12 protein-coding genes are annotated in these 12,246 nt (G+C 72.4%); 7 read left to right on the forward strand and 5 right to left on the reverse strand.

The features are described from left to right. Positions 1–179: 179 nt before the first annotated feature. Positions 180–1,220: an SAM-dependent methyltransferase gene (locus ABZS37_RS32140; RefSeq protein ID WP_355175270.1), complete on the reverse strand. Its 1,041-nt coding sequence runs from the start codon at positions 1,218–1,220 to the stop codon at positions 180–182. Between the two features lie 72 nt (positions 1,221–1,292). On the opposite strand from ABZS37_RS32140, the gene ABZS37_RS32145 reads away from it, so the two are divergent. Beyond that, entirely contained in the window at positions 1,293–2,123 is an 831-nt protein-coding gene (locus tag ABZS37_RS32145; RefSeq protein WP_355175272.1) for a zf-HC2 domain-containing protein, read from the forward strand. Between the two features lie 57 nt (positions 2,124–2,180). On the opposite strand, the gene ABZS37_RS32150 is transcribed toward ABZS37_RS32145, so the two are convergent. Further along, positions 2,181–2,846 (reverse strand): TetR/AcrR family transcriptional regulator, encoded by a 666-nt coding sequence (locus tag ABZS37_RS32150; protein WP_355175274.1) that lies wholly within the window; start codon positions 2,844–2,846, stop codon positions 2,181–2,183. A 160-nt stretch (positions 2,847–3,006) separates the two neighbouring features. On the opposite strand from ABZS37_RS32150, the gene ABZS37_RS32155 reads away from it, so the two are divergent. Further along, on the forward strand, positions 3,007–3,552 hold the full coding sequence (locus tag ABZS37_RS32155) for a hypothetical protein (RefSeq protein ID WP_355175276.1): 546 nt from the start codon (positions 3,007–3,009) through the stop codon (positions 3,550–3,552). A gap of 108 nt (positions 3,553–3,660) precedes the next feature. Here the strand turns inward: ABZS37_RS32155 and ABZS37_RS32160 are convergent, their stop codons facing one another. Then, entirely contained in the window at positions 3,661–3,918 is a 258-nt protein-coding gene (locus ABZS37_RS32160) for a hypothetical protein (RefSeq protein ID WP_355175278.1), read from the reverse strand. A 141-nt stretch (positions 3,919–4,059) separates the two neighbouring features. Between ABZS37_RS32160 and ABZS37_RS32165 the strand changes: the two genes are divergently transcribed. From ABZS37_RS32165 to ABZS37_RS32185, 5 genes are all read left to right on the forward strand, one after another. Beyond that, positions 4,060–4,275 (forward strand): hypothetical protein, encoded by a 216-nt coding sequence (locus ABZS37_RS32165; RefSeq protein ID WP_355175280.1) that lies wholly within the window; start codon positions 4,060–4,062, stop codon positions 4,273–4,275. Positions 4,276–4,523: 248 nt separating this feature from the next. After that, the gene (locus ABZS37_RS32170; protein ID WP_355175282.1) at positions 4,524–5,684 is read left to right on the forward strand and encodes an acyl-CoA dehydrogenase family protein; all 1,161 of its coding nucleotides are present in this window, start codon (positions 4,524–4,526) and stop codon (positions 5,682–5,684) included. Further along, entirely contained in the window at positions 5,674–6,888 is a 1,215-nt protein-coding gene (locus ABZS37_RS32175; protein WP_355175284.1) for an acetyl-CoA C-acetyltransferase, read from the forward strand. The genes ABZS37_RS32170 and ABZS37_RS32175 overlap by 11 nt, the downstream gene beginning before the upstream one ends. Before the next feature lie 14 nt (positions 6,889–6,902). Then, positions 6,903–9,068, forward strand: a complete 2,166-nt coding sequence (locus ABZS37_RS32180; protein ID WP_355175286.1) for a 3-hydroxyacyl-CoA dehydrogenase NAD-binding domain-containing protein — start codon at positions 6,903–6,905, stop codon at positions 9,066–9,068. Between the two features lie 169 nt (positions 9,069–9,237). Then, complete coding sequence (locus ABZS37_RS32185; protein ID WP_355175288.1) at positions 9,238–10,356, forward strand: CaiB/BaiF CoA-transferase family protein; 1,119 nt, start codon at positions 9,238–9,240, stop codon at positions 10,354–10,356. Positions 10,357–10,465: 109 nt separating this feature from the next. On the opposite strand, the gene ABZS37_RS32190 is transcribed toward ABZS37_RS32185, so the two are convergent. Then, positions 10,466–11,302 carry a cytochrome c oxidase assembly protein gene (locus ABZS37_RS32190; RefSeq protein ID WP_355175290.1) on the reverse strand — a complete coding sequence of 279 codons (837 nt, stop codon included), beginning with the start codon at positions 11,300–11,302 and terminating at the stop codon, positions 10,466–10,468. 86 nt (positions 11,303–11,388) lie between these two features. Further along, on the reverse strand, positions 11,389–11,958 hold the full coding sequence (locus ABZS37_RS32195; protein ID WP_355175292.1) for a DUF2243 domain-containing protein: 570 nt from the start codon (positions 11,956–11,958) through the stop codon (positions 11,389–11,391). Positions 11,959–12,246: the final 288 nt, after the last annotated feature.

The raw sequence follows: 12,246 nt of genomic DNA on the forward strand, positions 1-12,246 counted from the left end.
GGGCGAGGCGGCGCGGCGCGGGGCGAGGCGGCGCGGCGCGGGGCGAGGCGGCGCGGCGCGGGGCGACGCAAGGCGGGACGAGACGGCGCGGCGGCGCCCGGCGCGGGGCGGGGTGCGGCGGCGCGGGGCGGGGTGGGGTGGCGGGGCGGGGTGGCGGGGTGGGGCGGGGCGGGGCGGGGTCAGGCTGGGCGGCGGGCTACTAGGACGTCGCGCATGATCGACTGGTCGACCCGGTGGCGCAGCGCCAGGTAGGGCTCCGCGTCGACCACGGTCAGGCCGGCGTTGGCCAGCGCAGCCCCCGCGTCCTCGCGGCTGGCGACGTGGGTGTTCCAGGAGATACCGAGCGCCCCGCCGGGACGCAGCAGCCGCGCCCAGACCGGCGCGGCGTCCGCGAGCAACGCCAGCGGATCGCGGGTCAGCCCGTGCTCGGCCGTACGACTGCCGTGCTGCACGCCGTACGGGGCGTCCGCGACGACCAGGTCGACGGTCTCGGGGCGGAAGAACTCCCCCGAGCGGGTGGTGTCGGCGTTGACCACGTCCAGTAGTTGCGTCTGGCCCGCCTTCTGTTCCTCGCGGGTCGGCGCCAACTCGATCCGCACCCGCCGGCCGACCACCTTGCGCTCCCGCCGCACCGGCCCCGATTCCAGCACCCGGTGCTTGACCCGCTTCTGCTTCAGCCACGTGGTGATGAACGCCCGGTACGCCTCGACGTCCTTCTGGTCGCGCTCCACCCCGGCGGCGTCGAAGCCGTACATCAGCGCCTGGTTGAGGGTGGTGCCCCGACCGCAGAGCGGGTCGAGCACCCGGAACCGCCGGCTGGTCAGCTCACCGGCCCAGTCCGAGGCGAGCAGGGTGACGTTGAGCAGCAGCTTGGTGAACTGCTCGTTGGTCTTGCCCGGGTACTTCTGGATGGTGAGCAGGTCGTCGTCGTAGCGGTCCAGCCGGCTCCACTCGATCGGCCGAAGCAGCTCACCGACGATCTCGAACAGCGCGTACCCCGCGGAGAGGTTGCCCAGGACGGCCAGGTCCCGCTCGGTCAACCCGTCACCGGTGAAGGTGACGTAGGAGGCCCCACCGACGACCTCGGTGTCCAGCTCGCCGATCTGGCCGTCGAGCGTCGATCGCCCGAAGATCTCCAGCTCGGCCCGGGTGAGGTCGACTGCGGAGCGGGCGTACACCCGGTTGGTGGCGGGCAGGATGAGCAGGCCGTAACGCGTCATGATCCGGCGAGTATTCCACAACAGGCCACGGTCGCCGGGAACCGGAGCGACCGTCGGAGCGACTACCGGTACATGGGGTGTGAGCAGTGGCGGGAGGTCCTGTCCGCGCAGTTGGACGGGGAGGAGACCGCCGCCGAACTGACGGCGGTGCAGGGGCACCTCGACGGGTGTGCCGAATGCCGGGCCTGGTTCACGGCGGCGGCGGCGGTGACCCGTCGGGTTCGTACCCGATTGGTCACCGAGGTGCCCGACCGGACCGAGGCGATCCTGGCCGCCACCGCGGCGGCGCCGGCCCGCCGGTCGTGGTGGCGGCGCGTGGCCGGACGTGGCCGGCTGGTGGCCGGGCTGCGCGGGGCGCTCGGGTTGCTCGGCGCGGTGCAGTTGGTGCTCGGGCTGGCCCAGGTGGGCCGGGGCGCGACCGCCGATCACCTGCACCCCGCCGGCCAGCACCTGTGGCACGAGTCGGCCGCCTGGAACGTGGCGGTGGGCGCCGGCTTCCTCTTCGTGGCGGTACGCCGCAGCCCGCCCGCCGGTCTCCTGCCGATGCTCAGCGCGTTCGTCGGCACGTTGCTGCTGCTCTCCGTCAACGACCTGGCCACCGGCTCCGTGGCCGGGGAGCGCCTGGTCAGCCATGGGTTCCTGGTGGTCGGCTACCTGATCACCGTGCTGCTGTCCCGGCTCGGGTTGCGCCCCGGTGGGCCCGCGCCGCAGCGGCAGCCGGCACCGTCACGCTGGCGGTTCGGGGCCGATGAGGTGGACCGGCCGTTGCGGGTGGTCCGCTCCGAGGCGTACCCGGCGCAGGCCGCCGACCGCCACGCCGCCCCGGCGGCACGTACCGGACAGGCCGCACGCACCGGACAGGCCGCACGCACCGGACAGGCCGCCGACCGTCGGGCCGCCTGATCAGGGGGAGATCGGCTGATCAGGGGGAGATCGGCTGATCAGGAGGAGATCGGCTGATCAGGAGGAGATCGGCTGAGCGGGCCCGGCCGTCTCCGTTGCGACGCCGCTGGCGATGACCTGCGGGATGACCTGTTCGACGATGGTCAGCAGCGTGGTGGTGAGCAGCAGGTGCACCTGGGCGCGGGTGAGCGCGCCGCGCTGGAGCCACTCCCGGGCGGTCGACGTCGCCAGCCCGCAGTACGCCCGGACCATCCCGCGCAACTCCTCGTGGTGCTCCGCCTCGTCGGCCAGCCCGACGGCGACCAGCATCCGGTCGGCGGCGACCTCCTCGGCCTCGGCGAGGACCCGCTCCACGTCGGCGTCGCCGCCCATCCCCCGCGCGGTGACGGCCGCCAGCCAGGAGGTGCTGTGCCGGGACACCACGTCGAGGAACCAGGTGACGCTGGCGTCGACCCGGGTACGCAGGTCACCCTTGGGCAGCCGTTCCAGCGCGACCTCCGGGATGGTCACCATGACCCGGACGACCTCCAGGTAGAGGTCCTTCTTGGCACCGAAGTAGTGGTTGACCAGGCCGCGAGCGACACCGGCCTCGCGTGCGATGTCGGTGGTCGACACATCCGGGTACGGGCGCTCGCCGAACAGCCGGACCGCGCAGGCCAGGATCTGCCCGCGCCGGGCGTCCGGCTCCAAACGGCGGCGGCGCGGAGCCGTCTCGACACTCATCTGCCCGACCCTATCGGCAGCTCACGGCGTCGGCTTCGGCGCGGCAGGCGGGGCCGTTGCGCATTCACTGCTCATCGGCAGGCAGATGAGCGCATTGATCGTCATGAGCCTGTGACCGGGCCGAGGTCAAAGGTTGACGCGGCGCTGCGATCGTCGAAGCGTGGCCGTTCAGATGCTGACGAAGATGCGGCGGATCGTCGCTTCGCTGGCCGCCGCCCTGCTCGTACTGGCCGGGTTGACCTCGTGCTCACCTGCGATCAAAGGCATCACCGGCCTGACCATGGACGCCGACGGCCAGCCGCTCGCGGCTCTGGCCTGGTGCGCGGACCGGCCGCCGGACCTTGCCGTGCTCTTTGCTGAAAGCGACTCGGCCTCGCCTGCCCCGTCCGCTGTGCCGACACCGTCCGCGAACTGGCCTTACTGGCCGGGACGAGAGTATGCCGTGCCACGCGACGCGACCTCGCCGGCCACCGTGCGCCTGGTGGGCTTCCCACCTGAGCCGGCCACTGACCCGCACGCGGCTTTTCGAATGTATGGAGTCGCCAGCAACAGCAGCTTCACCTCGCATTCGGTGACCTTCCGGCTCGCCGAACTGGCCGGCCTGCAGCCCGGATCGGTCCTGACCACCGACATCGTGAACAACAACGAGGTGCAGAAAATCGTCTCCCTCGACGAGTTCGCGCGTCTGGGAGCGGCCGAATGCTGAGCGGCCGGCGCCGGACTGACCCAGGACGGCAGCACTCTCCACCCCACCTTGATCAATTGATGAAAAGTAGGCGTGCGGAGCGCTTATTACCTACTTTTCATCAATTGATCACTCGGCTCCGCGCCGGCGTCGGACGAGGTGCCGGCCGAGATGCCGCATGTTGGCCGTCTCGGAGTAGAGCGCCGCGTTGATCGCGCCAAGGGCGACTCCGGGCGCTCGCTGCACCCGATCTACGTCCTGGACCACCCGGCCGATCAACGTCAACCGGCATCGGAGGTCGAACAACTCCCTCCGTGCGGAGCGCAGCGCTGTCTCCAATCCCCCGACCCGCTCCCGCAGCCACGCCAACTCCGTCGCCTGATCCATCGGGCACCTCCCATCACTCTCGATCGCTGCCCAAGCGGCCCGAGCCGCAGCCATACCAACACGTCCACCCTCACCCATTCGGAAGGACTGCGCAAGTAGGTAGACCTAGTTAGGCATGCCTGATCGTCCTACGGTCAGGTGATGGGTGAGATCCCGGGTCCACTGGTCGGTCCACACGAGCTGCAAGATCTGCTCGGCGTAGGCCGGACCCGCATGCGTCAGCTCATCCGCTACCCAACCTTCCCCGCGCCGTTCCAACGGCTGCACGGCACCACGGTCTGGCTGCGCGCCGATGTGGAGGCTTGGATCGCCGAACACCGCCCGCCGCGACCCACCGACGGCGACGAGGCCGAGTAGCACCCGCACTCCTCGATCACGGGCGACGATGCGCCCGTGCGTGACCTCGTGCTGTCGTACCCCAGGCAGGCCCGGCTGTCCCGCGCAGCGCTGCCGGGCCGCGGACGCCTGCCCTTCGCGGACGCCTGCCCTTCGCGGACGCCTGCCCTTCGCGGACGCCTGCCCTTCGCGGACGGGCCGAAAGCCTGCACCCGGCGGCTGATCACGACTTATTGACATGCCGCCAACAGCGCGCGAGGGTGGTGCACATGCCGACGCCCGATGGTTCCTCCTCGCCCTGGCGCGAGCCGGAGCACGACGACCTGGCCGAACTGGCCCGCACCTTCTTCACGAAGGAGGTGCTGCCGCACACCGACCGCCTGCTCGCGCAGGGGCATCCGGACCGCGAGCACTACCGGCGCGCCGGTGAGCTGGGGTTGCTCGGCCTGTCCGTGCCGGAGGAGTACGGCGGCGGGGGCGGCGGGTTCACTCACGAGGCGGTGCTGCTGCACGAGCAGGCGTACACCGGGGAGAGCAGCCTCGGGCTGGCCGTCCACAGTGGCATCGTCACCGGTTACCTGGTGGCGTACGGCAGCGAGGAGCAGAAGCGGCGCTGGCTGCCCGGCCTGTGCAGCGGTGAGCTGGTCGGTGCGATCGCGATGACCGAGCCGGACGGCGGCTCCGATCTTCAGGCGATGCGTACCCGGGCGGTCCGCGACGGTGACGACTACCTGGTCACCGGCGCGAAGACGTTCATCACCAACGGCGGCCTCGCCGATTTGATCATCGTGGCCGTGAAGACCGACCCTGAGCAGCGGGCAGCCGGCGTCTCGCTGCTGGTCTGCGAGGTTGGCGGCGACCCGGAGGGCTTCCGCCGGGGTCGACTGCTGTCCAAGATCGGGCTGCACGCCAACGACACCGCCGAGCTGTTCTTCGACGAGTTCCGGGTGCCGGCGGCCAACCTGCTCGGCGGCGCCGAGGGGCTGGGCTTCATCCAGCTCATGCAGCAGCTTCCGCAGGAACGACTGGTGATCGGGGTTGGCGCGGTCGCGGCCATGGAACGCGCGGTCGAGCTGACCGTCGCGTACGCCAAGGAGCGCACCGCCTTCGGCAAGACGCTGATGGGGCATCAGAACACCCGGATGGTGCTCGCCGAGTGCGCCACCCGCGCCCGGGTCAGCCGGGTCTTCCTGGACGACTGCATCGTCCGGCACAACCGTGGTGACCTGGACGTGGCGACCGCAGCGATGGCGAAGTCGTGGCTCACCGACGGCCAGTGCGAGGTCGTCGACCGCTGCCTGCAGCTCTTCGGCGGCTACGGCTACACGACGGAATACCCGATCGCCCGGATGTACGCGGACGCCCGCGTCCAGAAGATCTACGGCGGCACCAACGAGATCATGAAGGAGCTGATCGCCCGTGCCCTCTGAGGCGTACGTCTATGACGCGGTCCGCACCCCGCGCGGACGCGGCCGGGACACCGGCGCGTTGCACGGGGTCAAGCCGATCTCCCTGGTGGTCGGCCTGATCGACGCGCTGCGTGAGCGCAACCCCGACCTGGACGTCGACCGTTTGGAAGATCTGCTGCTCGGTATCGTCACCCCGGTTGGGGAGCAGGGCGGTGACCTGGCGCGGGCAGCGGCGCTGCTGGCCGGGCTACCCGACCAGGTGGGCGGGGTGCAGCTCAACCGGTTCTGCGCCTCCGGGTTGGAGGCGGTCAACTCCGCCGCCGCCCGGATCCGCTCCGGGTGGGAGCACCTGCTGCTCGCGGGCGGGGTGGAGTCGATGTCCCGGGTGCCGATGGGCGCCGACGGCGCGGCCTGGGCCACCGACCCGCAGACCGCGTTGGCCACGTCGTTCGTGCCGCAGGGCGTCAGCGCCGACCTGATCGCCACCCTGGAGGGCTTCACCCGCGACGATGTGGACGGCTACGCGCTGCGGTCGCAGGAGCGGGCCGCCAAGGCGTGGGCCGGTGGTCACTTCTCCCGCTCGGTGGTGCCGGTCCGCGACGGCAACGGGCTGGACATCCTCACCGTGGACGAGCACCCCCGCCCGGAGACCACCCGGGAGGCGCTGGCCCGGCTCACGCCGTCCTTCGCCACGATGGGCGAGGCGGCCGGCTTCGACGCGGTCGCGTTGCAGAAATTCCACTGGCTGGAGTCGATCGAGCACGTCCACCACGCCGGCAACTCGTCCGGCATCGTGGACGGCGCCGCGCTGGTGCTGATCGGTTCCGCGGAGGTCGGCCGGGACCTCGGCCTCACCCCGCGCGCCCGGATCGTCGGCGCGGCGGTCACCGGCGCCGACCCGACGCTGATGTTGACCGGCCCGATCCCGGCCACCCACAAGGCGCTCGCCGTCGCCGGGCTGACCCTCGACGACATCGACCTGTTCGAGATCAACGAGGCGTTCGCGGCGGTGGTACTCAAGTACGTCCGTGACCTGGGCCTGGACCCGGACCGCGTGAACGTCAACGGCGGCGCGATCGCTCTCGGCCACCCGCTCGGCGCGACCGGAGCGATGCTGCTCGGCACGGCGTTGGACGAGTTGGAGCGCCGCGACCTGCGCCGCGCCGTGGTGACCCTCTGCATCGGCGGCGGTATGGGCGTCGCCACCGTTCTCGAGCGCTGCTGACCCGGAGGACGACCATGACCAACACCATCCGGTACGACCGCGGCGCCGACGGCATCGTCACGCTCACCCTGGACGACCCCGACCAGTCCGCCAACACCATGAACCGGGCGTACGCCGCGTCCATGAGCGCCGTGCTCGACCGGCTGGAGGCCGAGCCCGATCTCGCCGGAGTCATCGTGACCAGCGCGAAGTCCACCTTCTTCGCCGGTGGCGACCTGCCGGAGATGGTCCGGGCGACCCGCGCCGACGCGCCCGCGCTCACCGAGCTGCTCGGCACCATCAAGCGGGACCTGCGCCGGCTGGAAACGCTGGGTCGGCCGGTGGTCGCCGCCGTCAACGGCTCCGCGCTCGGCGGCGGGCTGGAGATCGCGCTCGCCTGCCATCACCGGATCGCGCTGGACACGCCCGGCAGCCGACTCGGGCTGCCCGAGGTGACCCTGGGCCTGCTGCCCGGTGCGGGCGGCGTCACCCGGACCGTACGGATGCTCGGCCTCGCCGGGGCGCTGACCACTGTGCTGCTCACCGGCCGACGGATGCGCCCGGCCGACGCCCTGGCCGCCGGGCTGGTCGACGAGGTGGTGGCCACCCCGGCGGAGCTGCTGGACCAGGCGCGGGCCTGGATCGCGGCCAACCCGCACCCGAAGCAGCCGTGGGACCGGCCGGACTACCGGATGCCGGGCGGCACCCCGGCCAGCCGTTCGTTGGCCGCACAGCTGCCCGCCTTCCCAGCCACCCTGCGCAAGCAGCTCAAGGGAGCCCGGTTGCCCGCCCCTGAGGCGATCCTGGCCACCGCCGTCGAGGGCGCGCAGGTCGACCTGGAGACCGCGTTCACCGTGGAGACCCGGCACCTGATCGGCCTTCTCACCGGGCAGGTCGCCAAGAACATGATCGGTGCGTTCTTCTTCGACCTGAAGGCCGTCAACGGTGGTGCCGCCCGCCCGGCCGACGTGGACGCCCCGCCGGTGCGCCGGGTGGCGGTGCTCGGCGCCGGCATGATGGGCGCGGGCATCGCGTACGCCTGCGCCAGCGCCGGCCTCGACGTGGTGGTCAAGGACGTCACGCCGGAGGCCGCCGGTCGAGCCCGGGACCACGTCGAGCGGTTGCTTGCCCGCAAGGTGCGTAAGGGCCGCGCGACGGAGGCCGAGGCCCGAGCCGTGCTGGGCCGGATCACCACCACCGACCAGGTGGACGCGCTGGCCGGCTGCGACGCGGTGATCGAGGCCGTCTTCGAGGACCCGGAACTCAAACGGACGGTGTTCGCCGAGGTGCTGCCGGTGCTGGCACCGGACGCCCTGCTCGCCTCCAACACCTCCACCCTGCCGATCACCGCGCTGGCCGCCGGCGTGGACCGACCGGCCGACTTCATCGGCATGCACTTCTTCTCCCCCGTGGACCGGATGCCGCTGCTGGAGATCGTGGTCGGCGAGCGGACCGGCGACATCGCGCTGGCGCGGGCGTTCGACCTGGGCCGGCGGATCGGCAAGACCCCGATCGTGGTCAACGACGGCCGGGGCTTCTTCACCAGCCGGGTCATCGGCCGGTTCATCGACGAGGCGGTCGGCATGGTCGCCGAGGGTGTACCCGCCGCGTCGGTGGAGCAGGCCGCCCTCCAGGCCGGCTACCCGACCGGGCCGCTGGCGCTGGCCGACGAGGTGAGCCTCACCCTGATCCAACGGATCCGCCGCCAGTTCGAGGCCGCCAGCGACGAGTTCCTGCCGCTGCCGGCACACCGGCTCGTCGATGAGCTGGTCGACACGTACGACCGGCCGGGGCGCGCGGCCGGGCGCGGCTTCTACTCCTACGACAACGGCACCCGGGGCCGATTGTGGACTGGTCTCGCCGACCTGACCACCGACGCCGGCCGGGCCGTGCCGTTCACCGACCTGCAGGAGCGCATGCTCTTCGCCGAGGCGCTCGACGCGCTGCGCTGCCTCGACGAGGGCGTGCTGCGGACCGAGACCGACGCCAACATCGGCTCGATCTTCGGCATCGGCTTCCCCGCCTGGACGGGAGGGGTGATCCGCTACGTCCGGCAGTACGCGGGCGGCCCGGCCGGCTTCGCGGCCCGTGCCACCGAACTGGCCGACCGGTACGGCGACCGGTTCACGCCCCCCGCCGACCTGGCCGACCGGCTCGCCGCGTCCGCCGCCCGGTCCGCCGATGCGACGGCCGCCGCATGACAACCGCCAGCGGCCGATCCGAGCGGGTCGCCGACCGCGCCGTGCGGACCGACAGCATGATCGTGCTCGATCAAGGATCTAGTGGCATGAGATGGCTTCGCACACCACTACATCCTGGATCGAGCGCGATCTTGGCCAGGGACAGCGAGGCCACGCCGGTGAGCGCCGCGTGACGGCGTCCAGTGGGCCGCTGGCCGGGCTGCGGGTGGTCGAGTTGGCCAGCCTCGCCCCGGCACCGTTCGGTTGCATGGTGCTCGCCGACCTCGGCGCGGACGTGGTGCGGGTGGACCGGCCGGGTGGACCGGGTGCGGGGCGGCTGGCCGCGCCGACCGGCGGGCCGTTGCAGCGTGGCCGGCGGGTCACGACGCTGGACCTGAAATCCCCGGCCGGGGTGGCGGACCTGCTGCGCTTGGTCGAGCGGGCGGACGTGCTGGTCGAGGCGTATCGGCCGGGGGTGGCCGAGCGGCTCGGCTTCGGGCCCGAGGTCTGCCAGGCCCGCAACCCCCGTCTGGTGTACGCGCGGATGACCGGCTGGGGTCAGGACGGCCCGCTGGCGGCCCGGGCCGGGCACGACATCGACTACATCGCGGTCGCCGGGGCGTTGGAGCCACTGGGTCGGGCCGGGGAGCGCCCCTACGCGCCGATGAACCTGCTCGGCGACTTCGGCGGAGGCGGCATGCTGCTCGCCGTCGGCGTGCTGGCCGCACTGCTGGAACGGGAACGCTCCGGCATCGGCCAGGTGGTCGACGCGGCAATGGTGGACGGTTCGGCGCTGCTCACCTCATTCCTGCACGGGCTGCTCGGCACCGGCCTGTGGGCCGCGCCGCGCGGGCGCAACATGTTCGACGGCGGGGCACCGTTCTACGACACGTACCGCACCGCCGACGGCGCATTCATGGCCGTCGGCGCGATGGAACCGGCCTTCTACGCCGTACTGCTCACCGGCCTCGACCTCGCCGACGACCCGGACCTACCCGCCCAGTACGACCCGAGCGGCTGGGACGAACTGCGCCGTCGGTTCACCGAGCGGTTCGCCGAACGGACCCGGGACGAGTGGACGGAGGTCTTCGCCGACCTGGACGCCTGCGTCGCGCCAGTGCTCGCCCCCGGCGAGGCGCACCGGCACCCGCACAACGCTGCCCGGGACACTTTCGTGGAGGTGGGCGGCGAGATCCAGCCAGCCCCGGCGCCCCGCTTCGACCGGACTCCGACTGCCCGGCCGGCCCCGGCACCGGACCCGGAGCGGGACGCCCAGCCGGTCGAGGAGATCCTCACCGCCTGGCAGTGACGCAAGAGAAAGGGACCCCACCACCCACACCCCCCTGAACAACCAATTCGAACCCCGCACCTTCCTCACCCAGCTCCGCACCGCCCTGCCCACCCCACCTCCGAGTTGATCAAGAGGTTTGCGTCAGAGAACGGTCCTTTGGTGACGCGAACCTCTTGATCAACCGGGGTGGGCGCGTCCGGAAGGGGCGGTGGTACCAGGTGGCGAAGAGGGCCACGGCGAGCAGCAGCTCGGCGATGTCGCCGCCGTAGTACATGAGTTGGGCGGCCGACTGGAATGCCGCCGGGTCTCGGTCGGTGAGGCCGGGCGGGAGGGTTCCGGCTTGCGCGTACAGGTACTTGGCCAGCACGGCGTGGCCGGCCGCCGCGCCCATCAGCGCGCCGACCCGTACGGCCAGCCCGGGGCGTCGGGGTGCCGGGTCCGGACCGGCCAGTGACCAGGCGAAGAGGTACCCGGCGGCCAGGTAGTGCACGTGCAGCGCGTGGTGCAGGGCGGGTTGGCGCTCCGCCGCCGCGTACAGCGGGGTGAGCAGCACCAGCGCCAACCCACCGGTGCTGAGCAGCGCGGCGGTGACCGGGTGGGCGAGCAGGTGCAGGGGGCGGGCGCGCAGCAGCCGGCCCACCGCCCGGCGTACCGGCGGCGGGGCGACCCGCAGCAGCAGCGTCACCGGGGCGCCGAGCACCAGCCCGAGCGGGGCCAGCATGCCAAGCAGCAGATGCTGCGCCATGTGCCCACGCGGGTCGTCCGGGAGTTGCCCCAGCGGCCCGACGGCGACCGCCAGCAGGGCGCAGCCGACCAGCCAGGCTGCGGTACGGCGGTGGTCCCAGCCCCGCGGGTCGCGTACGGCGGCCAGCAGATAGCCGCCCACCAGCAACACGACCGGGAGCAGCGGCAACCAGCCCGGCCCATCCGCGACGTGCCCGCCGTGCGCCAAAGCCGGTGACACGGCCCACCCCGACCCGTCCGCCACGTGCCCGCCCTGCCCGAACACCGACGGCACGGACCAGCCCGATAGGCCGCCAGCGACCGCCATCACCGGGGGCCGTCGTCCGGCCGGCGGGTCCGGGCCGGGGGCCGGGTCGGGGTCGGGGTCGGGGTCGGGGTCGGGGTCGGGGGCCGGGTCCGGGTCGGGGTCGGGGGCCGGGCCCACCACACCACGGCGGCGCCGGCCAGCAGCAGGACGGCGCCGGCCACGTTCCACACCACGTCGTACGGCACCAGATGTACGCCGTAGCGGATCTGGTGCACCCGGAGCACCTTGTGGTCGATCAACCCGTCGAAGAGCTGGAACCCTCCGGCGCCGAGCAGGAAACCGCCCCAGGCCAGCCGGGCCGACAGGGCGCCCCTCCGGCGCAGGTCGGCGAACCAGAAGAACCCGCCGACCAGGGCGATCACCTCGGCGGCGTGCAGCAGCCCGTCCGAGAGCAGCGCCACCGACGGGGTGGACCGGTCGTAGAAGTGGTGCCAGGCCAGCAACTGATGGAAGACGATCTCGTCCACCGCAGCCATGATCGCGACGCCGATCAGGACGCCGGCGAGCGTGGAGGAACGGCCGTCCGGCACGTCGACGGTGCGCCCCCTCGGCAGGCTGGAACCGACCATCACACACCTCGCATCCGCCCGGGTCGGGACCGAACTACCCCAAACTGCCCGTGTCATGCCGCCCAAGCCGCCGGGGCGACGCTCGAATGCCAAGGTCAACACCAGGTCGGCGACATAGGGGTGTCCGCCGGGCGGGATACCCCCACTTCCGCGACATGGTGTTGATCATGCGCCGTCCGCGCGTGGTCGCCGCGCGGGCGGGCGTGCCGCCGTCCGTGCGTGGTCGCCGCGCGGGCGGGCGTGCCGCCGTCCGTGCGTGGTCGCCGCGCGGGCGGGCGTGCCGCCGTC

The organism is Micromonospora sp. NPDC005413, assembly GCF_040606435.1.
Taxonomy (GTDB): domain Bacteria; phylum Actinomycetota; class Actinomycetes; order Mycobacteriales; family Micromonosporaceae; genus Micromonospora.

What these genes read in the sequence shown, in the direction of transcription:
- ABZS37_RS32165 (WP_355175280.1), top strand. Translation starts at nt 4,060, where the DNA reads ATGGGTGAGATCCCGGGTCCACTGGTCGGTCCACACGAGCTGCAAGAT.
- ABZS37_RS32170 (WP_355175282.1), top strand. Translation starts at nt 4,524, where the DNA reads ATGCCGACGCCCGATGGTTCCTCCTCGCCCTGGCGCGAGCCGGAGCAC.
- ABZS37_RS32145 (WP_355175272.1), top strand. Translation starts at nt 1,293, where the DNA reads ATGGGGTGTGAGCAGTGGCGGGAGGTCCTGTCCGCGCAGTTGGACGGG.
- ABZS37_RS32150 (WP_355175274.1), bottom strand. Translation starts at nt 2,846, where the DNA reads ATGAGTGTCGAGACGGCTCCGCGCCGCCGCCGTTTGGAGCCGGACGCC.
- ABZS37_RS32195 (WP_355175292.1), bottom strand. Translation starts at nt 11,958, where the DNA reads ATGGTCGGTTCCAGCCTGCCGAGGGGGCGCACCGTCGACGTGCCGGAC.
- ABZS37_RS32160 (WP_355175278.1), bottom strand. Translation starts at nt 3,918, where the DNA reads ATGGATCAGGCGACGGAGTTGGCGTGGCTGCGGGAGCGGGTCGGGGGA.
- ABZS37_RS32180 (WP_355175286.1), top strand. Translation starts at nt 6,903, where the DNA reads ATGACCAACACCATCCGGTACGACCGCGGCGCCGACGGCATCGTCACG.
- ABZS37_RS32140 (WP_355175270.1), bottom strand. Translation starts at nt 1,220, where the DNA reads ATGACGCGTTACGGCCTGCTCATCCTGCCCGCCACCAACCGGGTGTAC.